The sequence below is a fragment of the Levilactobacillus parabrevis ATCC 53295 genome (assembly GCF_001434055.1).
GTDB classification, from domain to species: domain Bacteria; phylum Bacillota; class Bacilli; order Lactobacillales; family Lactobacillaceae; genus Levilactobacillus; species Levilactobacillus parabrevis.
Map to the genome: position 1 here is coordinate 1 of NZ_AZCZ01000003.1, position 25,259 is coordinate 25,259.

A 25,259-nucleotide genomic window follows, 5' to 3' on the forward strand; every position below is an offset into this window, starting at 1 on the left:
TGCCACCGAAGATTTTAGTTCAAGCTGATGATATTAGAATTGGGACCACAACAGTTTCAATGGATGCTGTCGGCCATTACTTTGTGTCCTTGCAGATGGGTTCGGAACACCCTTTCGTTTCAAAACAATCAGTCGTTGAATCTAAAGTCGGCATCGATTTGAACCTTGATAATTTTCTGACGGACTCCAATGGGCAGGTAATTGATAACCCACGTTACTACCGGACTATCAGAGGAAAATTAGCAGAAGCCCAGCGGAAACTGTCACGTCGGGATAGACGAGCTAAGAAGAGCCAACGATGCTTATCAGAATCAAAGAATTATCAAAAGCAACGGTCATTAGTGGCTAAATTGCAGCTTAAAGTCGCTAACCAACGCAAGAACTTCCTGCACCATGTCTCTACGGCCTTGATCAAAAACCACGATTTAGTCGTAGCTGAAGAACTGCGGAGTAAAAATATGTTGCGAAACCACGCTTTGGCAATGAGTATCGCGGACGTTGGCTGGCGAACTTTACTGGGTATGCTGTCCTACAAAGCTGATTTTTACGGTCGGAGATTTTTGACTGTCAACCCTCGAAACACAACGCAAACTTGTAGCCATTGTGGGTACATCATGACTGGTAAGAACAAGTTGACGTTGACTGATCGTAAGTGGACATGTCTTAGTTGTTGCACGTTTCATATGCGTGATCATAACGCGGCTAAAAACATTTTAGCAAAAGGTTTAGCAACACTATAAGGAATGAGTCCGCCTGGCAACCTGCGGACCTAAAAGGCTTTGGTAATTAGCGGATAAGTCCTATTCGTAGGCAATCGTTGTATCTAAGCAAATTGTGGTCACCATGCCATGGGGTGTGGTTCTCACAAGCGTCCGTTTTTAAACGGGCGTGGTTGACGCAGGCTTTCTGGTCCGGCCACACACCCAAAACGCGGAAGTTGACCTGTCCGGTTTGTGGGGAGACTAATTACTGTGTGGAGGTCCTGGGGAGAGTTAAGTAGCGGTAAGTGCAATGTGGTTCACAATAGTCTAGTTTGTTCAAAAGAAATATCCTGGTCAGCGGGGAAACTGACCAGGATATTTCGCATTTAGAGGAAGAGTGGTACTTTCAAAATAAAGAGGAGAAGAACCTGAACATGAGTCGTTTGCACTTGACCGTTGGAAATACCCGAGTTTGGTGAGGGGTTAGCAAACTGAAAGGCAGGTGGCCAATGCCATTCAACAGAGCTTAGTTTACAAGCAATCGTTCGGAGAAACTACGGTGTTACGGTAAGGATTAGATAAGAAATTCTTAGATTGGTAGAAGAGTGCGGAACAGGGCGTTTAGGTCCTGAGCATTAACGTCAATAAGGGAAAAATTCTGGGCCTGGATTTTTCCTTACTGGGGTTAAGCGCAGGGACCTGCCTTGTGGAACACGTTTCGACAGCGTGAAATTAGAGGGAGAATCTTTGAATAAGTAGAAAAGTCTCAACGCTACAGTTAAGGAAGAAAACTGCAGCACAAAAAGCCGCTACACAACAGTCATCCGATGTGTAGCGGCTAATAGAATATTTTTAGTTGATCACAACCAATTAATAGATCGTGATAGCTTGCTTGCCATATTCCTTGTTGAAGTGAGAAACAGATTCCCAGCTAATAGCACCGTGGTCGTACTTCATGTTCTTACCACCGGTACCGGCCTTAGCAGTTGAGCTGTAGTAGAGGGGATCGTTAACCTTGAACTTACCATTCTTGTAGCCAACGATAACCTTGCAATGGTTCCGCTTCTTGTCGGCATTCTTTTGGTAGGAAGAGTAACCGTAGAACAAGACAGGGTAACCACCTTGAACGTACATTTTGATGGTGTTGGCGTTAGCTTTGGAAATGTTTGCGGTCCGCTTCGTCCAGTGGTGAGAGTACTTGGTTAATGCAGCAGCGGTAATAACGTGGCCGAAGCCAGCACCGGTGTAGACATTACCCTTTTGACCACCTTTGGTTGGAACCATTGGTAAATGATTCTGTGCGTAACGTAAGTTAACTTTCACACCACGGTAACGGAGTAGCATGGTCATCGCAGCTGAAGCACAACCCCAAGGTGCAAAGACGGGTTTATATTGACTGACATAAGGAACTTTCATAACCTTGCTTGCCTTGCTAGTGGCTACAGCGTGAGCGTTAACGTAACCTAAGTAATTTTTCTTTGAGTTGTAGAGCCGGTAATAAGTCCGACCATTACTCAATTTATATTTGCCGTTTGCTTTGTAGGCCTTGTGGAAAAGCTTATTTGAAGATGAAACAGCATGCCACTTGTTTTGATAGACCTTATAACCCTTCTTAACAAAGTGAATTTCGTGCTTATATGATTTCCAGGACTTGCTGGTTTGTTCTGGAACCGTTTTCGTGGCGGCGTTGGCGGTAACTGATGCGGGTGCTGTCAATGGGATGTTGACAGTGCTGCCAACCGTAATGATAGCGAGTAGGGCTGCCCCATTGCGGAGTAGTCTTTTGCTTAGACTAGTTTTAACCATTGTGATTCCTCCTGTATGTATGTTTGTCACAGCCTTGATTATACATCAAAAATGTTTCGAGCGATGACATTATATATATAAAACTTTAAGTTAAGCTTGTAAGGAATTTTGCACTATAGAATTCCTTACAAGATTTTTATCTTTTTTAATTGCGAAAACGTTGTGGTATAAGGGAATGTAGAGAAGATAAGAAACAAAAAGGCTCTAGGATAAAGAAAAAAGTAATATTATAATTTCATTATTCTGATATATTTTGTAAGCACTGATACCGGCTAACATTGAGATGCTTTAGATTGAAAACGATAATTGGCAGAAAGATGAGTGTATACGATAGCACAAAGGCTGCATTCTCATGGTTTAGAGAATGCAGCCTATCGTCTTACTTTTCAAAATTTAGTTAATCCACAATCTTCGCACCCAGCGCCGTCTCAAAGTGGGTTAGCGCCCAGTCGTGTCCGACCTGGTTGAAGCTAGCCACAGCATTGCGGTGGATCACCAGCTGATAGCCCAGATTATAGGCGTCGACCGCCGTGTGAAGCACGCAGATGTCCGTGCAGACACCGGTTAAATGAAGAGTATCTACGTGACGTTCACGTAGACGCAGATCGAGGTCGGTGCCAGCAAAGGCGCTGTAGCGGGTCTTGTCGAACAGCCAGACATTGTCATCTGCGGCATGCTGATCGACCCAATTCTTGACCGGACCAAAGAGTTCTCGGCCCCAAGTGTTGCGGACATTGTGGGGTGGGAAGAGCTTGGTCTCGGGGTGGTAGGGATCGTTGGGCGTGTGGACGTCCGTGGGCAAGAGCACCCAGTCGCCAGCCTGATGCATCTGATCCGCCAACGCAACGATTGCGGGAGCTAGTTTTTGTCCAGGCTCACCACAAGTCAGGGCGCCCTTATCCGCCACGAAGTCGTTGGTGTAGTCGATAATTAACAATGCTTGATGATTGGTCATATCTGATCGTCTCCTTACCTTGTTTGGGCTAGTATGCCGAGCAAGACCGGCGTTGTCAATAAGGTTGGTCATTAGTAAATTAATAACTAAGTCGAATTCATTAATAATGTCGGATGATCAGTAGGATGGTAGCGGACTTACGACAAGGCCTACTATTTATAAAATAACTGTCAGAAAATATTGACACACAGCCAGGAGTTTCGTATACTGTTGGTGAATTTATATTATATCGCGTATAATATTATGAGGAGGAAAATATATGGCCATTCAGGTACCGACCGAGCTTCTTGATGGTAGTGTGTTGGGCCTGCTGACACAGCAGGATCACTACGGTTACACGCTGACCCAGGAAGTACGGCAACTCTTGCCAATCTCGGAATCAACCCTATACCCTGTGTTGCGGCGGCTGAAGAAAAATGGCTGGCTAGACACTTACGACGAACCCTTTCAGGGGCGTAATCGGCGGTACTATCGGTTGACGGATAGTGGTCGGGAGCGTTTAGCAGAAATTCAAGGGGACTGGCAGGACTTCAACCAGGCAATCTCACAGTTATTGGAGGGAAATACGCATGAATGATTACATTCAGGCCATTGAAAAGTTGCTGGGCCAGCTAACGACGGCGGAGCAACAGGACGTGGTGGAATACTATCGCGAGTACTTATTAGATGCCGGAATTGAAACGTATCAGCAGGCTGTCGACGAGTTGGGGACACCCAAGTCACTGGCACGCAAAGTCTTGGCGGATTATTCAATTCGAATGAGTGAACAAGGGACTAAGGAAACGGGCGCAACGGGACAATCACGGTCCAATGTGCAGGCGACTAAGAATAACGTGAGAACAGTCTGGCTGATTGTCTTAGCATTGTTGTCAACGCCAGTCACGATTCCAATTTTGATTGTGATAGCAGCTTTATTATTTGCGATGGTGGCCGTGCTGGGGAGTTTGGTCGTCGCTGTAATCGCAATTGTGTTTAGTGTGATGGCCGTCGGGGTAGTAGGTGTTGTTGCAGGACTCTTCGTCATTTGGCAGACGCCGTGGACGGGACTTTTTTACCTAGGAATCGGGTTATTTTCGCTAGGAGCCTGCATCATCGGGTGGTTAATTTTGAAATGGTTCGGGAGTAAAGTTGTTTGGGCACTGTCATGGGCGGCGAAGGGGATCTACCGTCGCTTCATTCCGCGGAGTCGAGCAGAACGGGGGCGTAAGCTATGAAACGAAGCTTAAAAATCGGGTTAACATTAATGGTCTTGGGGGCCGCCTTATTCGGCATTGGTTGGATGAATCACGGCGATAAAGCCGTCGTCTGGAATAGGTCAACGCGGGGATTTAAAACAATTCAGAAAGTCAAACGTAGCTATCATCCAGGAGATTACCAACGGATCGTGGTAGATTCGCGAGCGCCGGTCACAATTAAGGATGGCGATACCAATCGCGTGACTGTTAGCTACATTGATGGCGCTTCTGGCTTGCCTAAGGCCAGTGTGACCAAAGGGACACTGCACATCAAGGGTGGTGTCTCGTCTCAACGCTTGAACGTCTCAATCTTTAGCGTGTCGGACCGGACGGCGACCAGTGGCGGCGTGCTGATCACCGTGCCGCGAGATAAAAAGTTAGACAGCATTGTCGTGAAGACGGGCAGCGGCAGTCTCTCTCTGCGCCAGTTGCGGGTCAAGCAAGTGGCCATTGAAAACACGGATGACGTCAACCTCTACGCACTGCGGGTCGATCGGAACGTTACAGTCTATTCAACCGATGGTGACATTTACGCGGATCAAGTGCGGGCCAAACAGTTGCGAGTCAACGCTGACGACGGGGATATGGGCATCTCGAATAGCCAGTTAACGGCAAATGATAATCAGTTTACCTCGACCGACGGCGACGTGCGGTTGTCGACCAGTCAGCTGGGAGGTGGCCGTATCGATTCGAACGATGGGGACATCAGCCTCCAAAGTAATCGAATCGCGCAGAAGCTCAAGGCGCGCACGAACGATGGGGATATTCACGCGGATATTGCCAAGTCAGCGGGTGCTAAAGTCTTCTCACAGGATGCCGATATGAGCGACATCACAGTTCTCGGCAAACACCGCCACAGCGGTTACTGGTTACGGCGGGAAGCCAAGTCGCAGTATCAATTAACGGCGGGCGACGGCGATGTGCGGGTTTCAGATGAAGCGGATTAAGCAGTATTAAGAAGGGCTGTGCCTTGCGCACAACTCTTTTTTTCTGGCTTCTGGGGCGAAACGTGGTAGAATGTAATGACTGCTTTATACCGGATTAAACATCAAATACAAGTACTAGAGGAGATTTTATCGTGTCTGATTCATCATCTTACTGGCAAAATATCGCGGATCATGCCAAGGCCGAAGACCGGCCCTTCTTCAGTTTGGCACCAATGGAAGCTGTCACGAACGCCATCTTTCGGCGCGTCGTGGCCCGGGCGGCCGCACCCGACGTCTTCTTTACGGAATTTACCAACGCCATCAGTGTGACCCATCCCAAGGCCAAATTCACGGTTGCTGGCCGGCTCTACGTGGCACCTGAAGAGGCCCACATGCCGGTTGCCCAGTTGTGGGGTAACGACGAAGAAGCCTTTGCCCGTGCGGCAGAGAACGTGAAGGAACGGGGCTACGAAGCCATCGATATCAACATGGGTTGCCCGGATTCAACTGTCATCAAAAATCACGGTGGGAGTGATCTGATTCGCAACTTTGATAGCGCGGCGGCCGTGATTGCCGGTGCCAAGACGGCCGGCTTGCCCGTAAGCGTGAAGACGCGGTTGGGCTACAGTCGCTTGGATGAGTGGCGTGATTGGCTGACCTTCCTGTTCAAGCAGGATATTCCGTTACTGACGATTCACCTGCGGACGAAGAAGGAAATGAGTCGTGTGCCCGCCCATTTCGAACTGATCGATGACATCGTGAAGTTACGTGATGAGGTAGCGCCCCATACCCTGCTACAGTTAAATGGGGATATTGAAAACTACCAAGAGGGTCTGGCTTTGGCCAAGGCACATCCCGGCGTGGACGGTATCATGATTGGCCGTGGCATCTTCACGAGTCCGTTTGCCTTTGAGAAGACGCCGCAACACCATGACGTCAAGGAATTACTCGGGCTGTTGGATTACCAACTCGACCTCTACGATGAATTCGAGCAACGGTTCGACACGTCGCGGTTTGCCTCACTCAAGCGTTTCTTCAAGATTTACGTGCGGAGTGAACCCAACGCCGCTAGCTTGCGGAACGCAATGATGGAGACCCACACGACCGATGAAGTACGGCAGTTGCTAGCGGATTCGGAATTTACGAAATAGCATTGACTGACAAAAGGTCCTGGGGAATTTTTCCTCGGGACCTTTGTTTTAACAAAATTAGTTGATTGCTTGAATGAATCGTGAATTGGCGGTGATGTAGTAGCCACCGGCGACTGATCACCCGCACGAGAGGTGAACCTAACACTCCTGATAGAGATGTGTAAAATTAAAGGGCGCTAACTCATCACGAGTTGGCGCCCTTAAACAATAGCTGATGTAATTAGTCTTAACGTGCCCGGTAGATACTGCTAGTGAAGCCAGTTGAGGCAGCGGCTTCGTCGTTAGCAGCTTGAACCAGTTTCTTTTGCGTGTCGGTGAGGCGACTGTCGCTCCACTTGCGAACGGCGGCGTTCTTGGCGTCTTCAGACTTGTATGTCTTGCCGTTGAACGTGTAATCACCGGAAGCTTCGACGTTATTGGCGCCGATAGCGGCTGGAATGGCAATGGCAACGATGACCACTGCAACTAAAGCGATAATGGATTTTGCGAGTTTACTCTTAAACATATTGAAAATTCCCCTTTACTTATGCCTGATTTCCGCTGAACTCTGATGAGCAGCTCAACCATCATACCGTAAGTTAGTTGGTCTATGCAACTAGTAATTTTCGCCGGTATGACGGGCGATTAGCGCAGAATACTGATGGCAAAATAAAGGCATCGCTTCCATAATATTGTAAAAAATAAAGCGATAGCGCTCCATGGGGAGTGGCTACCGCTGTTTTCAAGAATCAAGTTAGTTACTGAAGCTGTGGCTGAGGCGGGTAGACGTTGCGGCCTCGCGGTTGGCAGCTTGGACCAATTGCTTTTGCGTTTCGGTTAGGCGTTGGCTTTGCCAATGCTTGGCTGCCCGTTGCTTAGCCGTCGCAGATTTGTAGGCTTGACCGTTGAAGGTATAGTTGCCTGAAGCCTGAGCGTTGTTCGCGCCCAGAGCGGTGGGAATGGCGATGGCCACGATGATTGCGGCGACTAGAACGGTCAGTGACTTGGTGAGTTTACTTTTAAACATGTTTGAATTTCTCCCTTGAATTGCTGAGGTATAGGACATAACTTGTTTATCATACCCAAGTTGGTTGAGCGATACAACTATTAAATCGCCTCCCGAGAGTCGCCCAGTCAGTGGCAAAGAGTGGTGAGTCAACCAAGGTATCGCTTTCATCAAAAGAGTGCTAAATTAGAGAAAAATGGAAGGTTCGGTGACCAACATGCAACTATCCGAAAAGATTACGGGCAACGTTTCCCGTTCGGTCAATCCGCATGGCTTAGAACGGATGATGGCCCAGCAGATTGAAACGGTGCGGCAGCGGGGAGCCTACGCCGGGGCAAAACGCGCGTTGATTCTTGGTGGGTCGGCCAGTTACGGCTTAGGTAGTCGACTGACAGCGGCGTTTGGACAGGGCGCTACCACGATTTCAGTCGGGTATGCGCGACCACCCCACGATGATTTTCTCGGAGCGGCTGGCTGGTGGAATCAGGTGTATTTCAAACAGGCTGCGGAACGGGCCGGCCTCGTTGCGCAGAACTTCAATGCCAATGTCTTTCTAAATAGTACGAAACAACTGGTGATTGACTACGTTCGGCAGCGTTTGGATGGGCCAATCGACCTGTTGGTGTATTCGATTGCGGCGCCCAAGCGGATCAATCCTGAAAATCCGGATGAGGTCTGGCGTTCCGTGATTAAGCCGATTGGTGCACCAGTTACCGATTTTTCAGTTGATTTGGAACGTGAAGAGTTGGTGAAACAAACAATAACGCCCGCAACCCCGGAAGAGATTGCAGCAACCACCCACGTCATGGGTGGTGAGGACTGGGAATTGTGGGTGACGGCGCTCAGGTCAGCTGGTGTTCTGGCACCCAATTGTAAGACAATTCTATTCTCCTATGAAGGACCGACAGCGACTGCGGCGATTTATCACGATGGGACGTTGGGGCAGGCAAAACGCGCGGCTGAAGCCAGTGCACGGCGGTTGCAGGCGAAGCTGGGTCCGACCGGTGGGGAGGCCCTGATCAGCGTGAACCGTTCAGCAACGACTAAGGCTGCGGCGGTCATTCCGGGATTCTCGCGGTATTGCTTAGCGTTGTTACAAGCAGAACAGGTCACTGGCACCCATGAAACAACCGTAGAACACCAAGATCGGCTGTTTCGGGACATGGTTTACGGTCGGCAGCGTCAGGTCGATGAATTGGGTCGGTTACGGCCGGATGCTTGGGAACTCGCGGCCATGACGCAAGATCAAGTTGCCCGTATTCTGCCCAAGATTACGCCCGCGACTTTCACACGAAATTTACCAGGTTACCAACAATATCGGCGGGAGTTCCGCCAGTTGAGCGGCTTTGATGTTCCGGGAGTGACCGCTGATTTTGATCTGACCGAGCTGAACCAATGGCATGACTAGGTGTTCCATAAGCCCGTCATAATGCCTTTTTAGCACTAACCTTATGTAAGCGAAGCCAAATTATAATTTTCTGAGAGTCGTTGCTTTTTGCTAGGGAATCGACGAAAAAAGGTCTATAATACTCAGCAGTCTATGGCGGCTTCCATTGCGAATGCGATGAGGGTGCTACATCATTTGACCGTCGATCTATGCAGTTAGTGTGGCTTAACCGCTAACCGAATCACAGACGCGTCACAATCTAATGCTTAAAATTAAGGAGAACTTACACAACTATGACCCCAAATATTCAAATCGTTTTTGCCAGCATGTCAGGCCGTAACCGCGCCATTGCTGGTCACCTACAAGCACAATTGGCTTCTAAATCCCAAACTCTCGTGACCGAAATTTCTCAGGCGGATGCCTTTGAATTGCCCCAAGCGGATGCCGTCATCGTGGTGAGTTACACTTATCATGATGGTGATTTACCCGATGAGGCTCAGGATTTCTTTGAAGACCTCAAGGAAATTGACCTGGAACGCACCAAGTTCGCAGTTCTGGGTTCTAGTTCTAAAAAACACATCCACTTTGGTCGGGCCGTGGATTACTTAACGATGCAATTAAACTCCAGTAACGGCGAACAGGTAGCGGACTCCGTCAAGATCGACCAAGATCCCGATGACGCTGACTGGGCACGTGTTGATCAACTCGCACAACGCGTTTTAAAGAGCGTCGAAGATTAATCGGAAAATTTAACGAGGTGAAACCAGTATGTACTTACGTAAAGCAAAACCAGAAGAAATCGATTTAGTGTGTGACATCATTGAAGATGGCAAGAAGCAACTCGCTGATGCCGGAATCGACCAATGGCAAAATAACTATCCCAACCGCGCCGTCATCAAAGGTGACATTGAGGACGGTCGGGCCGTTATTTATAACAGTGATGACCACGAAACGTTAGGGGTCGCCGCTGTGATCGAAGCACCGGACCACGCCTACGACACGATGAAGGGAGAATGGCTTTCCGACACCAAGGCATACGTCACGGTTCATCGGGTCGCTATCTTCTCGCATCATCAGGGTAACGGCTACGCCTCGCAGCTCTTCCGGGACCTCTTCGACTACATCGACGAGCACCATCCCGCGGCACGGAGCATCCGAATTGATACCCACCGGGACAACTTGAAGATGCAACACTTGATCGAAAAGTTTGGTTTCAAAAAGGTTGGCCAAATCGACGGCGTCTACCACCCAGACGATGTCTGCTTCGTTTACGAAAAGCTTATCTAGGTAGGGTTGGCGGGAAACCGTTAGTCACCAAACGAACCGGGCTTAACAAAATATTTATACGAAAAAATAATTTTAACGGAAGCCGTTACCGGTCTAGTGCCGGCGGTGGCTTCTTTTTTTATACATCAAGTTTGAATAAACGCCGCCGTTGCGGCATAATTGGGATTGGAATTTGTGAATACTTTCCTGGGAGCTTAAAAAGCAGTTGCTTAATTGCTCAGAACCAGGTAGCATATTCTCATATACTTTTAATCTTTAAACTGAATAATCCCTGATAATAGGGGATAGAAAGAAGGAATTAGATTGCAAAGAAGACTAAGCGCACGCCAAATGCAGATGATTGCGTTGGGCGGAACGATCGGCGTTGGATTATTTATGGGGTCTGGTTCCACAATCAAGTGGACGGGACCTTCCGTCCTCATCGCCTATATTATCTCCGGTGTTTTCTTATACTTAATTATGCGGGCCTTGGGGGAAATGCTCTACGTTCACCCCACAACCGGGTCCTTCTCAACTTTTGCTTCCGAATACATGCACCCAGTTTTTGGGTATCTCACGGCTTGGAGTAATATCTTCCAATTCATTGTCGTTGGGATGAGTGAAATGATTGCTTTGGGCGGTTACTTCCGTTTCTGGTGGCCGAACTTGCCGGACTGGATTCCTGGTCTAGTGGCGATTACCTTTCTATGTATCGCTAACTTGATTTCGGTCAAGATGTTTGGGGAGTTGGAATTCTGGTTCGCCCTGATCAAAGTGGTCACGATTGTGCTGATGATCATTGCTGGCCTAGGGGTCATCCTCTTTGGTTTTGGGAATGGCGGTCACGCGGTCGGTATCAGTAACCTGTGGACGCATGGTGGTTTCTTCACCGGTGGCGCCAAAGGGTTTATCTTCGCGTTGGCTATTGTGCTAGCGTCGTATCAGGGGATTGAGTTGATCGGGGTCACGGCTGGTGAAGCCGAGAACCCCCAGCACACGCTGGTGACGGCGATTCGGTCAACGGTTGCCCGAATCCTGATCTTTTACGTGGGGGCCATCTTCGTTATCGTCAGCATTTACCCATGGAACCAATTGAATCAGATTGGGTCACCCTTCGTGCAGACGTTTGCTAAGATTGGGATCACTGCAGCTGCTTCGATCATTAACTTCGTGGTGATCACGGCCGCACTGTCCGGGTCGAACTCCGGGATTTACAGTGCCAGTCGGATGGCGTTTACCTTGGCGGAAAAGCAACAGTTGCCACGAAAAGTGACGCTGCTGAATCGTCATGGGGTGCCCGTATATGCCGTTATCGCGATTTCTATCGGGATCGGTATCGGGGTCGTGTTGAACGTGGTCTTACCGATGTTCTTCAAGGATGCCAGCCAGATTTTCGTTATGGTTTACAGTTCCAGTGTTCTACCCGGTATGGTGCCGTGGTTTGTGATTCTGATCAGTGAGATTGAATTCCGTAAGCAAAATCCAAAGGAAATGGCTACCCATCCGTTCAAGATGCCGTTTGCGCCGTGGTCGAACTACGTAACGCTGGTCTTCCTGGCGATTACGCTGATCTTTATGTTCCTGAATCCTGAGACGCGGGTATCGATCCTGGTTGGGGTGGTCTTCCTGGCTATCATGACCATCATCTACTTCAGAAAGTACCAACCCCGCGAAAACGAGGAAAAGACTTTATAACTGACCAACAATCGTCGCCTGCGGCTGCCAGAATTCTGCCTGCTGTGGGGACCGGTCCAAGCCAAAGGGCGGTCTTGAACCTCGACTTGAAGCCGTCAAAGTTCAGCCGTCTTCAAGCTCGTCCCATGACCTAACCTGGCCTAAAACGCCAGCTAAGGTCATCGTCACGGCCGGCGCCATCCTGTCCTCCTCCGGCGGGACAGTCGTTAGTCAGGTAATTGTCTGTCATCGCTGGGGAATTGCATCGTTTTTTAATAATCGTAAATCATCAATAGTCAGCTAGTCGTGACACAATTTGTGTTGGATTAGCTGGCTATTTTTAGTTGAAAATGACTATAATATCTTTAGCGTGTTTCAATTGATCTTGAAGTTGAACGGATACTTACCCGAAATGAACGGTCAGTTTTCGTTGGTAGAGCGTCCAAATTTGCACGGATTTTAGGTGTGATTTTATCCAAATTTGGCAGGATTTACCGTCAAAAATCGAAGGAAATGGGGCAAATTATGAGTCGTCCAGGGAATTATGGTAAGTCGAGTCGTCTCAAACAGTTGCGGCAAATTCGGCGGCGTAAACAGCAACAAACCAGTCGCACCATTGGCTGGGACCAGGTTGAGGACTTTTTGCTCGGCCGCTATCACTTGGTGCAGGGGAGCAAGCTCCCGCCAATCGTTGATGCCACCGTCCAGCGCTTCTTCAGTGAATGGCTCCAGACGGCGCTGGCTCAGGGTGAAGGCCAGGTTCAGTGGGACGTCACAGCCCTAACGGCGACAACCCTACAACGTATCGGCAATCAGGTGCCGTGGCAGTTCTACGGGCTACTGGCCGGACAGGCGCTGCGGTGGCAACGGCTGCTCGTACGTGAAGGCCCAGTCGTACCGTTAGCGACGCCACGTCAGATCATCTCACCGCTCAGCGAAGCCGCATGGCAACAGCTTTTGGCCGACCAATTGGCGGTGAACTTATTAACGGTCAGCGCGGTCTCTGTGACCGTCAAACAACGCCAGCAATTGGCAGGTAGCTTTCTAGTCGCCAATCAGCTCCAATGGCCTGCCGTAGCGGCGCTATTTGCGCCCTTAGGTTTCCAGGTAACGCCGGGAACCGATCAAAAGACTACTCAGTGGCTTAATGATTTAAGGGGCTTAACGGTGGGCGATTTCCATCACTAAGTGACTAGGTACGAAAGGTCGGCGAAAAGCTGGCCTTTTTATTTACCACCGGGTATCATCATCTAGTGAATCAAGCATGTAGAGACAAGTAAGACACGGCTTCGGACAGACGGCTGGTGAACAAGGTGGCCAGCACGGAATAATTTAGTCTGTAACGTCACGGGTGGCTTAGCCATTACCGGGGCCATCCATGTTTGCTAAAACGGGTAATCGGGAGGTATAAATTTAGCAAATATGAGGAGTGAGTATCATGACTCGAAAGTTAATGAAGGCTACATTGCTATGTGGTGTTGCAGCCTTAGCACTGGGCATCGGTGCGGTACCAGCCTATGCGGTAACGACCGACACGTCGAGTAGCGACAGTGATAGCAGTAGTAGTGTAGGTCCAACCTCACAAACGACTACGACCACGGCTGAATTCGATACGAGTTCCACCGCAGCGATTGCACTGGACTCGGCACCTAATATCGGATTTGGCGCCAACGCCACCCCAAACGGCAAAATTGATATGACGTATAACGCAACAACGGCGGACAATCCAGTTGAAGTATCCAACCCTGGGTTACCAAGTGGGTGGAATGTTCAAGTGAAGAATACGCCGTTTACGGACGCTGGTGGGGACACTCTGAAGGGCGCCGTCCTTTCATTGGGTGAACCTGACATCGCGGCTGCCAACACGGGCAACCCATCCACGGCACCAACGGCTTCAGCATTTAAGCTGGACGGTACCGGAACTAACGAACTTATCTACAGCGCTGTTGCTAAGGGCGGTTTAGGAATCTGGGATGCCAACTACGGTTTGGCTGAAGTTTCATTGGCGGTACCAGCAGGGCAACTTGGTGGGGTCTACACGTCAACGATGACTTGGCAGCTAAACGATACGCCACAATGAGTTAGTCGTTGATTTGTGTCGTTAGCGTGTCATTGTGTGATGAGGGGGGCGTATGTGATGAAGCGTGGATGGAAGATCTTACTGACAATTAGTCTCGCGTTAGTTGCGATGATTTGGAGTTTGCCCACGGCACAAGCTGCCAAGACGGCGGAAAATAATGTGGGTTATACAGTCCGGCCGGTATTACCGGCGAATCAGATCACGAAAAAGGTGTCGTATTTTGATTTACGGGTCAAGCCGGGTCAAACACAACACCTACAGGTCGTGGTCGCCAACACCAGTAACCGGACGCAGAAGTTTCGCATCAGCGTGAATCAGGCAGTCACTAATAATAATGGGGTCATCGATTATAGTCAGCTTAGCCCGAAGCGGGATTCGTCCTTGAAGGTGGGCATTGCCGATGTCTTTACCAAGAACGCCACCCAAACCGTGACGGTTCCGGCAAATGGACAGAAGCAGGTCAGTCTGAGCTATACGATGCCCGCAAAGAAGATTCGTGGCGTTATTTTGGGCGGCATTTATATCGCCCAATTGAATCCTGAGAACGCGAAGTCTGACGGTCAGATCATGATCAAGAATGCATTTGCGTATGCTATTGGGTTGTCCCTGCAAGAGGGGGCGACCGTGAAGCCCGATCTCCGGTTAGATCGGGTCGCAACTGCGCAGATCAACGCCCGGAATTACGTGACGGCCAACCTGCAGAATTTTCAACCCGGAATTCTACAGAAGTTGACCGTTAACGCCCGGGTGACCAAGGCGGGCAGTAACCAGACCCTGCTGTCACAGAAGCAGGGACAGATGGGGATGGCGCCGAACAGTAATTTTAACTTTGGGATTCCTTGGGGTAACGAGGCCTTAGTTGCTGGCAACTATACGTTGTACTTGACGGCGAAATCCGGTGATCAACAGTGGCAGTTCGTCCGCAACTTCGCGATCAACGGTCCAACCATCAAGCGGCTGAACCGGCACGCCTTAACTCCGACCCAACCAAATTACCTGTTGTACCTGTTACTGGTACTCTTGATCGTCATCCTGTTAGCCATTATTGGCTATCTCATCTATCGTAACCGACACACACCCGACACGAAGTAAGGAGGAATTACGTTGCACAAACGGTGGTTGAGCGCCGGCTTGATTCTACTAGCAGTGACCCTAAGCAATGGGCTAACGGCCCATGCCGATAGTGATTACACGAACGCGTTGGCAACGGCGCCGCAAGGAATTCTATTGGACAAGACGGATGCTATTATGACCTTAGGGACAGCTAGCATGAGCTCTGCTGCTGTAGTTGATACAACGAATCCGGCCGCTCCGAATACGCAAGCAGCACGTCTGACTAATGGCTCAAATCAATTTGGCGCGATTTGGTCGACGGATGATAACTACTTTAATTTAAAAGAGGACGAAACAGTCTCAATGTGGATGTACTTTGGCGATAAGGGTACGAAGGCGGCTGATGGCATGGCCTTCGTCTTGCAAAATGATTCAGAAGGCATTGGTGCGAGTCCCAAATTTGGCCGATTTGGCGTTATTGGGGAAACACTGGGTGCCTGGGGAATCGACAAGAACCCCGTCCAAAGTTCCAGCGCGGGAATCGCTAAAACGGCAATCCAGAATAGTTGGGCAGTTGAATTCGACACGGCGTTTAATAACCAAACTGGTGGACACGCTGCCGGTCAGGGAAATTCGTTCGATATCGGCTTCCCAGCAGCCCACATCGCGTCATCATATCCAGGTCTAGCCACGACGTATCATCAGTACGTGGATCCTGGCACGTGGGGCATTACGAAAACCAATTACTACTATTCCCTCCAACACAACGGACTGATCACCAACTCTAAGAATCCTGGGTTCTTGGCGAACGGGCAGTGGCATCACGTCACCATTCATTGGAATGATCTGGCGGAGACCATGACCTACACGTTTAATGACAAGAATCCACAAACTGGGGAACGACAGCCGGGGGTCAGTCGAACGGTTCGGCTGAACCAGAAGGCTATTGATCCCACGGGCTCGAATCGGGTTCGCTGGGGGATTACCGGTGCCACGGGTTCTAGGTGGAGTAACAACCTGGTCGTCTTCGAAGACACGCCGGGAAACGTTAAGGCGGATACAAGGACCACCTTGACTGACCTGACGCGTGAACGGGAGATTCAGGATCACGGGACGACGGTCGCTAACGACCAAGTTCGTCTCGACTACCACTTGGACTATCGTGACGGTCGGCAACCCTGGTCAAGCATTATCGCCAAATTAAATCTTCCTAAGTCCATTGATTTCGAGGAAGCCAAGATCACCTATAGTGGTGATCGTCTTCCCGAGACACTGGACGTCAGCAAAATCAAGGACAACCAGCTGCTTACCGAGTTGGGTTACGCGATGGATAGCGCATACCCCTCCGCAACCATCAGCCTGACTGGGCGGGTGGCGCCGGTATCCAAGACAACAAAGGTGGCACGCACATCAAGTACTTTCTCGTCTAACGCCTTGATTAGAACGGTCGAGACGCCGACGTTTACGATTAATCCGAGCGTCGACTTGAACTTGGCCGTTACCAGTGGGCAGACGGTAAACTTGAAGGCACAAGAGGGGACCACTGTTACTGGGAAGGTTGATATGGTGACGAGTGCTGAAACCGCGCCGCTAGCCAAACTCGCGGTGACCCTGAACAAGGCAAAGTTACCGGATGTTGCACTCAACGCCGATGGGACGTTTACCCTGCCGGTGACCAGTGAAATGCTACGTCAGGGTAAAAATACCTTGAATCTCAGGGCCGTCACGGCGGATGGTGATAAGTCCAATCTGGTTACCGTGACCATCACGGTGACTGGTGAATTGAAGTTTAGTTATATTTCGCCAAATGAAAGTTTTCAGAACAGTACACTGACGGATAAAAATCAGTTGGTGCACCGGGATGGTGATTGGCAATTGGTGGTTCAGGATACCCGGGGGACGGGTTCTCAGTGGACGCTGATGGCACAAGCATCGCCGTTCGTTAGCGAAACTGGTGTCAAGTTAGGCGGCGGTCCCGTGTATATCAGCAAGCGGGGGGTAACGCCAATTGGCGCAAGCCCAACGCCGGTGCTGACCCACACGACGAACGATGCCAACCTCGACGGTAAGTTCAACGTTTCAGCACATTGGGAAAAGAAGTCTGGGGTCTTACTCGCAGTGGATTCAGGAACGGTTCCTGGTAATTATTCCGGGAGCATTACTTGGACGCTGGAGGATGCACCACAGTAGTAAGAGTGCGAGGGCGGGCGTTTGACCCTGAGCATTAACGTGGATAAGTGCCAGCTTGGCGGAGCCGAGCCGGTGCTTATCCGGGTTAAGCGGAGGGGTCAGCCCAACCGAGCACGTTTCGGAGGCCGCCAGGATCAGAATATTCGATTGGGGCTGTGCTTCTCGGAGCAGTGTTACTTCAGGCAAGTGAGTCACTTAGGTTGCTAAGCGCAGGAACCTGCCTTGGGTAGCACGTTTCGGAAGCCGCCAGAATCGGGATACTCGATGCGAGACGCGTCTTCTGAAGCACTTACTGTTCGAGTATTCAGAACCGAATCTGTTGACCGGGGATGCAGTCTAACCGAAGCTAGACCGTATTCAGTTGTTAGGTGGGCAGGTCAAATGTCAGTCAATTTGGGAGATTAAAGACGAATCACCCTACCACAGAAGCTAATATGCAACGATTTTATCGCTAACAGATTAACTAAGTTTCATCAAAGCCACGAAATGGCGCCTAGGTCTAAAGCCCGGGCGCCATTTTGTATACGGCTGATACCAGCGCCTGCGGCTGGCAGAGGTTCCACCTGCTGTGAGGACCGGTAAAAGCCAAAGAGCGGTCTTTTACCTCGACTTTGAATCTCACCAAGACCGTGAACTTCAAAGGTCGTCCATGGTGTAAGAACGGATAAAATCAAGTGCCCGTTCTAACGCCATTTTCACGGCTGGTTCCACCTCTACCCACCTCCGGCTAGTTTTTAGCCATTGTGAAAAATGGCTACAGCATATGTGTTCATTCTAGCTTGACTGAATTAAGTCATATTTTTTCAATTGATTTAACTTTCTCAAAACCCTTGATATATCAGTGTTCTTCGAATAGAAATAACAGGTATTGTGTTTGCTTGTCAAAAAAAGTGAGACAAATTCAATCAAAATTACATTAGTAGTAAGTAAAGGGGAAAATTAACCGATATATGCCGTATAGAAAAAAGACCGCATTAACTCGCCCCTTTTCAAGTCGAGTTAATGCAGTCTATATGGAACGTAATTGTTTAATTAGAGCTTAAAAGTTAGTCTAGCCGGAGGAGGGCAGGGATGGCGCCAGCCGTGACGACGGTGTTAGACCGGGCGTTTGATTCTTCCCGGCCTTACAGCGTGGGACGCGTTTGGAAACTCGCCTGAACTTGGCGAGGTTTCGAACCGAGCCGGAAGCCCGTACTTTGGCTGGAGGCGGTCCCCACAGCGGCAGAATCCCTGACAGCCGTAGGCGATAACGTTTAATGTCTAGTTACTTCAATAACTTCGTGACCATTTGCTCGTAAATCGTGATGAAGCGGTGGTACATGTCCAAGTCAACGTATTCGTTAACCTGGTGCGCTGTAATGTTACCCGGTCCAAAGATGACAACGTCAATGTCAGGATTGGCGGCCAGGAAGGAGGAGGCGTCAGTGCCACCCGGAACACCAATTAATGGCAACTTCTGGTCCAGGTTGCTTTCCCCAACTTCACGGGCAACCGTGACTAATTGGGCGTCTTCCATGGTGTGCATTGGCCGCAAGTCGCTCAGAATATCCAAGGTCAGGTCGGCCCCGGCGGCGTTTAAGTCAGCGATGATTTCCTTGATGGCGACCGTCATATCGGCATTTGGCAATTCTGGGATCGTCCGAATCTTAACGGATAAGTCGGCACTGGCGGGAACTGTGTTGATCTGTTCCCCACCACGAATCATTGTGACGACGGGCGTTACCGCACCTAGAACGGGGTTACGGTAGTTTTTGATGGAGGCGAAGTATTCCTCTTCCTTTTGGTAGAAGGCCATTAAAGGCGTAATGGCGTTCTTACCGATTTCAGGCATGGAACTGTGCGCAGCGACTCCGTTAGAGTGCACCGTGTAGGTCAAGGATCCCTTGTGGGCCAGTTCGATGAAGTGTTGTTCACCGGTCTGGTTGGCATCGGATAACTTCTGGGCAGCGGCTTGGTCGGCTTGCAGCATGTATTGAATCTGTTTTTGCATCAGTAGTTGCTTGGCGACCCCGCTAGGTTCACCGACGATCAGTGTGTCGAGATCCTTGGCGTAACCGGATTCGGCGAGTTGCTTGGCGCCGTATTGCCCGTATTCTTCACCAACCGTTGTCATCAAGCGCAACGTTCCGTGTAGGGGAATGTGATTGTCTTGTAAATGAATCATTGCCCAAACGCCAGCCATTAAGCCAGACTTCATGTCGGAAGTCCCCCGGCCAATCATCAAGTTGTCCTTGATGGTAGCGGAGAGGGCATCGACTTTCCATTTGTCAGCGTCGCCTAGGGCAACCACGTCGGCGTGACCATCGAATCCCACAACGGGACCGTTGCCGTCACCGATCTCGGCGACCAGACTGGCCCGCCCAGGAGCGTATTCAACTAATTTACTTTCAATATTGTGCTTTGCCAGGAGGGCAGCGATGTAGTCTGCTACTTGCCCCTCAGCACCATTAACGGTATTCATCTTAACGATATCGCTCAGCGCTTGAACAACTTCATCCATGTTCTTCCACCTCATTTTAAATATGGCCACCCGGTTTTTACGAAATTAGGGTGATAACTAACTTGATTACAGCACTTTTTGTAGGGGTGGTCAAGAAACACGCGACTGTCAGAAGAAATTGATAGAAAAAAGAGAACACCATGGAAGATGATGTTCTCTAGAGAGTTGAGCCATTTGAATATTACGCCTGGATCTGATACTGTAACCGCACCAGATTGGAAGCGCCCTTGCTCGTGAAGTTTTCGTCCAGGTTCATCTGCCAGAGATGGTCGTTGATCTGAATATGGTTCTTGGCGATGTATTCGGCTAGAATTCGCAGACCAATGCAGATGTGTTTAGTATCATTAGTGGTGTTGATGGAGATGTAGTCGCCGGCTGGTTTCTCCAAACGAGGTAAGTCACCGGTATCCATCGTCGCCGTGATCGCCTTCAGAATACAGAAGGAGGCGTCGGGATAACGGTTGGCATCGCTATCCGGTAACTGCGTACGGAAGCCGGAGTCCTGCTTGTTGACCAAATTAAGCTTGCCGAGGCGGTCGTAGAAGTCGGCATAAATTTCAGCAATCTCCTCTTCAGTACAGGCCACGGACTGCCTTGAGTGACAGAACAGCGCTGCGGGAGCTGTTTCGACGAACGGTTGGTTGCGTACGCTGGTCGTCGCCTCGGTAGGTTGATTGAAGCGGGTATTGAGCGTTGCCCGTAGAACATTTAGATTGTCTATCTGGGTATTGATTTTCGTCAGAACGTCTTTAAGGTTCTCATTCAATGCGTGTGAATCTGTGGCAGAATTCAGCGTCTTGATTTCTGAAATCGACAGCCCTAATTGCCGCAACTCCAAAATAAAGGTGGCTTCATAAAGTTGATCATAGTCGTAGTAGCGGTAGCCATTGGCGGCAACTTCCTTCGGCTTGAACAAATCCTTTTCATCGTAGAAAATCAGCGTCCGGCGAGTCGTACCGGCTAGCTTGGCGAATTTTTGAATAGTTAACATGGGACATCTCCAGTTCGTTTGCTTGACTGTAACGTTACGGTACACCTTATACTAAGAGCGTTGAATAAGCAAATTCGAAAATAGAATGGAGTAATTAATTATGCGAGCAGTTGTCATTAACGAACCAGGGGATACCAGCGTCATGAATATGGTTGAGCGGCCCATCCAAAAGGCCACGAAGACGCAATCGGTTATGCGGATTCATGCTTTTGGCGTGCACCGTTACGAAGTATTGACCCGTGCCGGTGGGTCACCCGATGTGAAGTTTCCCCGGGTAATCGGTGTGGAGGCCGTGGGTGAAATTCACGAGGCAGCTGCGGACGGCAAATTTAAAGTAGGCCAAAAGGTCATCACCATGATGGGTGGTCTGGGACGTGAAGTCGATGGGAGTTATGAGGAGTATGCGCTGATCGATGACGCCAACTTATTCCCCGTCGACTATGCTGGTGACTGGGTAACGTTGGCGCAGTATCCTGAAAACTTCTACACGGCACTGGGGTCCATCAAGTCGCTGTCGCTCAAAGCTGGTCAAACGTTGCTAGTGCGTGGCGGAACGAGTGCGGTTGGCTTGTCGGCCATTAAACTGGCCAAGGTGTTGGGCCTGACCGTGACCGCCACGAGTAGACGGGAAGAAATGTTACCGGAGTTGGTCAAAAATGGTGCGGACAAGGCCGTCCTCGACCGGGACAACGCACTGGTGACGACGGAAACGTACGATGGCATCATCGACATGGTCGGAACGGTCACGATGGCCGATTCGATTGCGCATCTCAGTAAGGGGGGCGTGGTCACATTGATTGGTTTGTTGGCGGGCGAATGGGTCGCTAAGGAATTCAGCCCATTCACGCTGTCGGATAAGTACCTGACATTCTTTGACTCGACCGATGTGCAACAAGATTTGGTAGACGAAATGTTCAGTTTGATTGCCAAGCATCATTTAGAGATTCCAATCGCTAAGGTCTTCAAGCTTGCCGATATCCGCGAGGCTCACGACTACGTGATGGCAAGTCGGGACATGGGCCAGGTTATCGTGGACAACGACTAGATTAACTGGTCGATGACGTCGCTCACCTTGTAGGTCGCAACCGTTCCTAGTTCTAGGAGAAATTCGTTGAGCTCAGCGCGTGAATGAAAGGCACCTTCGATTAAGTAAGGCATGTCGCCAGTTACACGGTAGTGGTGGCGAATGGCGTTACGATAACGTTTGATCAGTGCACTGTATTCAGCGCGTTGCTGGGCGTCCTTCATGGCGGCGCGGATAAAGATCTGCCGGTCGTAACCTAATTTTTCGGTATCAACCTCGATGGTGTATCGTTTAATGATGCCGGTATCCTCAAGGCGCTTGATCCGCGCAGTCACGGCGGGTGCAGTTAAATGTACGTGTTGGGCGAGGTGGTTTATCTTGATACGACAATTTTTCGTCAGTTCTTTTAGGATTTGAGTATCAGTTTGATCGAGCACAGGACAACACCTTACTTTGTAAGTATTTTTGGACGAAACTCTTTACTATTAATATTAACAGTCGCGTCAAAAAACTGTAAAGTAGACACTACTACAACGAAGAACTTGTGAGGCGTTTTCCTAGGTAATTCAAAGAACATTAGTATAATTAGGCAATATAGGGCTTGCTTGGTGCTGGTCAAGGACATCGTCTGAATAGGTGGTGAATGAGACTGGTATGGGCGAGCTTTTGATTTGGCGGGAATGCCAGTTGGCAGTTGTGGTTAAAAGCTAGCTTAGCCGGAGGAGGCTGGGGATGGCGCCGGCCGATCCGGAAGCCAGAACTTTGGCTGTAGGCGTTCCCCACAGCAGGTGGAACCTCTGGCAGCCGCAGACGACAATTTTCGACCACAAAAGCGAAGCAAGGCATGGAGAGAATAAGTAAAAGGTACGGAGGTCAGCATGATAGAATTTAAAAATGTGAGCAAGCAGTACGAGAACAACCTGGCGCTGGATAAACTAAATTTAACGATTCCTAGTCAGGATTTTTTTGTGCTGGTGGGACCGAGTGGGAGTGGTAAGACGACCACTCTTAAGATGCTGAACCGGCTGATCGAACCGACCGATGGCAACATCTACTTTGACGATAAACGGATTATTGATTATGACTTGAAACAATTGCGGCTGCAGATGGGCTATGTGCTCCAGAACATTGCCCTCTTTCCCAATCTAAATATTCAGGAAAATATTGCCATTCAGGCGGAGTCCCTGGGGTGGTCACGCAAGGATCGTATTGCGCGGGCCCGGCATCTGCTATCTCAGGTCGATCTCGATCCCGACCAGTACGCTACTCGGATGCCCAGCGAACTGTCCGGTGGGGAACAGCAACGAGTCGGTATTATTCGGGCGTTGGCCATCAAGCCCAAAGTGGTTTTGATGGACGAGCCGTTTAGCGCGTTGGACCCAATCTCACGTAAGCAGTTGCAGGACCTGGTCTTGCGTCTGCACCGCGAGCTCAAGATGACCTTTATTTTTGTGACCCATGACATGCACGAAGCCCTACGCCTCGGGCAACACATCGCGGTGATGCGGTTGGGCCACATTCAACAGATTGGGACGGGCGATGAGATTATGCAGCACCCGGCCAATGATTTTGTGCGCGGCTTTTTCCAAAATGAGCATGCACCACGGCCCACGACGGTTCAGTCGTTGTTGGATGCGGGGTATGGCGAGGCAACAACGGCCGCCGCAACGTTGACCGCTGACGCCTCAGTTAGTGCATTAGCGGCGGCATTGAAACAGACGACGCCGGTAGTTGTCACGACGGTGCAAGGGCCACGTGCGCTCAGTACGCCGGACCTGTTGGACTATTTAGCAGCGAAGGAGGCGGACTAAGTTGCAGGCAATTATTCATATTTTAAAGACGCAGGGCGACGACATTGTCCGCTCTATTGGGCAACACATTGGGCTGTCCCTGATTTCGTTGTTGATTGCGGCGGTGATTGCCATCCCATTGGCGATCCTACTGATGAACCACAAGCGCTCGGCTAACGTGATGTTGCAGATTACCAGCGTTCTCCAGACGATTCCTAGTCTGGCGCTACTGGGGATTCTGATTCCCATTGTAGGGATTGGGACCGTGCCGTCGATCATTGCGTTAGTGATCTACGCGGTGATGCCGATCTTTCAAAATACTTATGCTGGGTTGACCACAATCGACCCGAACCTAGAAGAAGCCGCAACGGCATTCGGTCTGTCGCGTCGAATGAAGTTGTTTCGGATTGAGTTGCCGTTGGCCATGCCAATGATTATTTCCGGTATTCGAATCGCGATGGTCATGATCATTGGGACCGCCACGTTGGCCGCCTTGATTGGTGCCGGTGGGTTGGGGACGTACATCCTGTTGGGAATCGAAACCAACAACAATGCCCTCCTGATCATCGGGGCTGTCCTGTCAGCTATTCTGGCGTTGGTTTTTGGTGCCGGCATCGACTGGCTGGGTAAGTTGTCGTTTAAGAAGGCCGGGCTTGTTTTGCTTACCCTGATTGTCCTGATTGGGGGCTTTGCGGGCTACCGCAAGATTGCCAGTCCGGCGACCGACATTACCATTGCCGGCAAGATGGGGAGCGAGCCGGAAATCTTGATTAATATGTATAAGGACCTGATTGAGCATGACCATCCGAATATGCAGGTGACGACTAAGGCGAACTTTGGGGGGACTTCCTTCCTGTTCAAAGCGTTGAAGTCGGGGTCCGTAGATATTTATCCCGAATTTACCGGGACGGTGTTGGAATCGTTGGTTACCGGTCAGAAGTCGGCGAGTCATAATCCAAAGACAACCTACAAGGTAGCCAAGAACGCGCTGAAGTCGCAGTATCAGATGGCTTATTTGAAGCCGATGCAGTATCAAAATGGGTACGATTTGGCGGTCACTAAACCATTTGCTAAGAAATACAATCTGAAAACAATTTCCGACTTGATTGCAGTTGAAGACCAGATCCATGCTGGGTTTGATCCGGATTTCCATCAACTCAAGGACGGCTATCCTGGGCTCAGCAAGACTTACGGCTTGAAGTTTGCGAGTGCTAAGACGATGGAACCGTCGATTCGCTACAAGGCGATTGCAAATGGCAAGGTCAATCTGGTCGATGGGTATACGACCGACCCCGAGGTTCAGGAGTACCATTTGGTCGTGTTGAAGGATGACAAGCATTTCTTCCCACCGTACCAGGGGGCACCGTTGATGACTGAAAAGTTGTTGACGGACCATCCCGAATTGCGGACCACGTTGAATAAGCTGGCTGGCAAGGTGTCAACGACCGATATGCAGAAGATGAACTACAAAGTGACCGTCAAGCACGAGAAGGCAGCGGCCGTGGCGCGGGAGTATTTGAAGAGTCATGGCTTGTTGGACTAATC

The 25,259-nt window shown here is 49.9% G+C and carries 23 protein-coding genes; 16 read left to right on the forward strand and 7 right to left on the reverse strand.

Features of this window, described 5'->3' with window-relative positions:
* A partial coding sequence (locus FD07_RS01105) for an RNA-guided endonuclease InsQ/TnpB family protein (protein WP_156403278.1) occupies positions 1-740 on the forward strand: 740 nt, incomplete at its 5' end.
* A gap of 831 nt (positions 741-1,571) precedes the next feature.
* Here FD07_RS01105 and FD07_RS01110 read toward each other — a convergent pair.
* Positions 1,572-2,507, reverse strand: coding sequence for a C39 family peptidase (locus FD07_RS01110; protein ID WP_020088415.1), 936 nt, complete (start codon positions 2,505-2,507; stop codon positions 1,572-1,574).
* Positions 2,508-2,904: 397 nt separating this feature from the next.
* Entirely contained in the window at positions 2,905-3,462 is a 558-nt protein-coding gene (locus FD07_RS01115) for a cysteine hydrolase family protein (protein ID WP_020088416.1), read from the reverse strand.
* A gap of 259 nt (positions 3,463-3,721) precedes the next feature.
* Here FD07_RS01115 and FD07_RS01120 point away from each other — a divergent pair, with 259 nt between their 5' ends.
* From FD07_RS01120 to FD07_RS01135, 4 genes are all read left to right on the forward strand, one after another.
* On the forward strand, positions 3,722-4,039 hold the full coding sequence (locus tag FD07_RS01120; RefSeq protein ID WP_020088417.1) for a PadR family transcriptional regulator: 318 nt from the start codon (positions 3,722-3,724) through the stop codon (positions 4,037-4,039).
* Positions 4,032-4,676: a DUF1700 domain-containing protein gene (locus FD07_RS01125; protein WP_020088418.1), complete on the forward strand. Its 645-nt coding sequence runs from the start codon at positions 4,032-4,034 to the stop codon at positions 4,674-4,676. Before FD07_RS01120 ends, FD07_RS01125 begins: the two co-directional genes overlap by 8 nt.
* Complete coding sequence (locus FD07_RS01130) at positions 4,673-5,644, forward strand: DUF4097 family beta strand repeat-containing protein (RefSeq protein WP_020088419.1); 972 nt, start codon at positions 4,673-4,675, stop codon at positions 5,642-5,644. The genes FD07_RS01125 and FD07_RS01130 overlap by 4 nt, the downstream gene beginning before the upstream one ends.
* 131 nt (positions 5,645-5,775) lie before the next feature.
* Positions 5,776-6,774, forward strand: coding sequence for a tRNA dihydrouridine synthase (locus tag FD07_RS01135; RefSeq protein WP_020088420.1), 999 nt, complete (start codon positions 5,776-5,778; stop codon positions 6,772-6,774).
* 226 nt (positions 6,775-7,000) lie between these two features.
* Here FD07_RS01135 and FD07_RS01140 read toward each other — a convergent pair whose 3' ends face one another.
* Both FD07_RS01140 and FD07_RS01145 read right to left on the reverse strand, forming a co-directional pair.
* The gene (locus tag FD07_RS01140) at positions 7,001-7,279 is read right to left on the reverse strand and encodes a hypothetical protein (RefSeq protein WP_020088421.1); all 279 of its coding nucleotides are present in this window, start codon (positions 7,277-7,279) and stop codon (positions 7,001-7,003) included.
* A 228-nt stretch (positions 7,280-7,507) separates the two neighbouring features.
* Positions 7,508-7,780, reverse strand: a complete 273-nt coding sequence (locus FD07_RS01145) for a hypothetical protein (protein ID WP_020088422.1) — start codon at positions 7,778-7,780, stop codon at positions 7,508-7,510.
* A 196-nt stretch (positions 7,781-7,976) separates the two neighbouring features.
* On the opposite strand from FD07_RS01145, the gene fabV reads away from it, so the two are divergent.
* The 8 genes from fabV to FD07_RS01185 all read left to right on the forward strand — a co-directional run bounded on the left by fabV (position 7,977) and on the right by FD07_RS01185 (position 17,409).
* Complete coding sequence (gene fabV / locus FD07_RS01150) at positions 7,977-9,167, forward strand: enoyl-[acyl-carrier-protein] reductase FabV (protein ID WP_027825880.1); 1,191 nt, start codon at positions 7,977-7,979, stop codon at positions 9,165-9,167.
* 272 nt (positions 9,168-9,439) lie between these two features.
* The gene (locus tag FD07_RS01155; protein ID WP_020088424.1) at positions 9,440-9,886 is read left to right on the forward strand and encodes a flavodoxin domain-containing protein; all 447 of its coding nucleotides are present in this window, start codon (positions 9,440-9,442) and stop codon (positions 9,884-9,886) included.
* A gap of 28 nt (positions 9,887-9,914) precedes the next feature.
* Positions 9,915-10,433 (forward strand): GNAT family N-acetyltransferase, encoded by a 519-nt coding sequence (locus FD07_RS01160; protein ID WP_020088425.1) that lies wholly within the window; start codon positions 9,915-9,917, stop codon positions 10,431-10,433.
* Between the two features lie 303 nt (positions 10,434-10,736).
* Positions 10,737-12,107 (forward strand): amino acid permease, encoded by a 1,371-nt coding sequence (locus tag FD07_RS01165; RefSeq protein ID WP_027825881.1) that lies wholly within the window; start codon positions 10,737-10,739, stop codon positions 12,105-12,107.
* Between the two features lie 504 nt (positions 12,108-12,611).
* Positions 12,612-13,274: a hypothetical protein gene (locus tag FD07_RS01170; RefSeq protein WP_020088427.1), complete on the forward strand. Its 663-nt coding sequence runs from the start codon at positions 12,612-12,614 to the stop codon at positions 13,272-13,274.
* Positions 13,275-13,524: 250 nt separating this feature from the next.
* Positions 13,525-14,166: a WxL domain-containing protein gene (locus tag FD07_RS01175; protein ID WP_020088428.1), complete on the forward strand. Its 642-nt coding sequence runs from the start codon at positions 13,525-13,527 to the stop codon at positions 14,164-14,166.
* Positions 14,167-14,223: 57 nt separating this feature from the next.
* Complete coding sequence (locus FD07_RS01180) at positions 14,224-15,258, forward strand: DUF916 and DUF3324 domain-containing protein (RefSeq protein ID WP_020088429.1); 1,035 nt, start codon at positions 14,224-14,226, stop codon at positions 15,256-15,258.
* A gap of 12 nt (positions 15,259-15,270) precedes the next feature.
* A complete protein-coding gene (locus FD07_RS01185) occupies positions 15,271-17,409 on the forward strand; it encodes a WxL domain-containing protein (RefSeq protein WP_020088430.1) in 2,139 nt (712 codons plus the stop codon).
* A 1,264-nt stretch (positions 17,410-18,673) separates the two neighbouring features.
* On the opposite strand, the gene FD07_RS01190 is transcribed toward FD07_RS01185, so the two are convergent.
* Entirely contained in the window at positions 18,674-19,909 is a 1,236-nt protein-coding gene (locus FD07_RS01190) for an ArgE/DapE family deacylase (RefSeq protein ID WP_020088431.1), read from the reverse strand.
* Positions 19,910-20,090: 181 nt separating this feature from the next.
* Entirely contained in the window at positions 20,091-20,900 is an 810-nt protein-coding gene (locus FD07_RS01195) for a MerR family transcriptional regulator (RefSeq protein WP_020088432.1), read from the reverse strand.
* 100 nt (positions 20,901-21,000) lie between these two features.
* Here FD07_RS01195 and FD07_RS01200 point away from each other — a divergent pair, with 100 nt between their 5' ends.
* Positions 21,001-21,945, forward strand: a complete 945-nt coding sequence (locus FD07_RS01200; RefSeq protein WP_020088433.1) for a zinc-binding dehydrogenase — start codon at positions 21,001-21,003, stop codon at positions 21,943-21,945.
* On the opposite strand, the gene FD07_RS01205 is transcribed toward FD07_RS01200, so the two are convergent.
* Entirely contained in the window at positions 21,942-22,361 is a 420-nt protein-coding gene (locus FD07_RS01205; RefSeq protein ID WP_020088434.1) for an Lrp/AsnC family transcriptional regulator, read from the reverse strand. The genes FD07_RS01200 and FD07_RS01205 overlap by 4 nt on opposite strands.
* Positions 22,362-22,802: 441 nt before the next feature.
* Here FD07_RS01205 and FD07_RS01210 point away from each other — a divergent pair, with 441 nt between their 5' ends.
* The gene (locus tag FD07_RS01210) at positions 22,803-23,735 is read left to right on the forward strand and encodes an ABC transporter ATP-binding protein (protein WP_020088436.1); all 933 of its coding nucleotides are present in this window, start codon (positions 22,803-22,805) and stop codon (positions 23,733-23,735) included.
* A gap of 1 nt (position 23,736) precedes the next feature.
* Positions 23,737-25,257 (forward strand): ABC transporter permease/substrate-binding protein, encoded by a 1,521-nt coding sequence (locus FD07_RS01215; RefSeq protein WP_020088437.1) that lies wholly within the window; start codon positions 23,737-23,739, stop codon positions 25,255-25,257.
* The last annotated feature ends 2 nt before the right edge of the window (positions 25,258-25,259 follow it).

Bases quoted from the DNA above. Each gene is read 5' to 3' on its own strand.
- FD07_RS01110 (WP_020088415.1), bottom strand. From the start codon at position 2,507: ATGGTTAAAACTAGTCTAAGCAAAAGACTACTCCGCAATGGGGCAGCC.
- FD07_RS01115 (WP_020088416.1), bottom strand. From the start codon at position 3,462: ATGACCAATCATCAAGCATTGTTAATTATCGACTACACCAACGACTTC.
- FD07_RS01120 (WP_020088417.1), top strand. From the start codon at position 3,722: ATGGCCATTCAGGTACCGACCGAGCTTCTTGATGGTAGTGTGTTGGGC.
- FD07_RS01125 (WP_020088418.1), top strand. From the start codon at position 4,032: ATGAATGATTACATTCAGGCCATTGAAAAGTTGCTGGGCCAGCTAACG.
- FD07_RS01130 (WP_020088419.1), top strand. From the start codon at position 4,673: ATGAAACGAAGCTTAAAAATCGGGTTAACATTAATGGTCTTGGGGGCC.
- FD07_RS01140 (WP_020088421.1), bottom strand. From the start codon at position 7,279: ATGTTTAAGAGTAAACTCGCAAAATCCATTATCGCTTTAGTTGCAGTG.
- FD07_RS01145 (WP_020088422.1), bottom strand. From the start codon at position 7,780: ATGTTTAAAAGTAAACTCACCAAGTCACTGACCGTTCTAGTCGCCGCA.
- fabV (WP_027825880.1), top strand. From the start codon at position 7,977: ATGCAACTATCCGAAAAGATTACGGGCAACGTTTCCCGTTCGGTCAAT.
- FD07_RS01155 (WP_020088424.1), top strand. From the start codon at position 9,440: ATGACCCCAAATATTCAAATCGTTTTTGCCAGCATGTCAGGCCGTAAC.
- FD07_RS01160 (WP_020088425.1), top strand. From the start codon at position 9,915: ATGTACTTACGTAAAGCAAAACCAGAAGAAATCGATTTAGTGTGTGAC.
- FD07_RS01170 (WP_020088427.1), top strand. From the start codon at position 12,612: ATGAGTCGTCCAGGGAATTATGGTAAGTCGAGTCGTCTCAAACAGTTG.
- FD07_RS01175 (WP_020088428.1), top strand. From the start codon at position 13,525: ATGACTCGAAAGTTAATGAAGGCTACATTGCTATGTGGTGTTGCAGCC.
- FD07_RS01180 (WP_020088429.1), top strand. From the start codon at position 14,224: ATGAAGCGTGGATGGAAGATCTTACTGACAATTAGTCTCGCGTTAGTT.
- FD07_RS01190 (WP_020088431.1), bottom strand. From the start codon at position 19,909: ATGGATGAAGTTGTTCAAGCGCTGAGCGATATCGTTAAGATGAATACC.
- FD07_RS01195 (WP_020088432.1), bottom strand. From the start codon at position 20,900: ATGTTAACTATTCAAAAATTCGCCAAGCTAGCCGGTACGACTCGCCGG.
- FD07_RS01200 (WP_020088433.1), top strand. From the start codon at position 21,001: ATGCGAGCAGTTGTCATTAACGAACCAGGGGATACCAGCGTCATGAAT.
- FD07_RS01210 (WP_020088436.1), top strand. From the start codon at position 22,803: ATGATAGAATTTAAAAATGTGAGCAAGCAGTACGAGAACAACCTGGCG.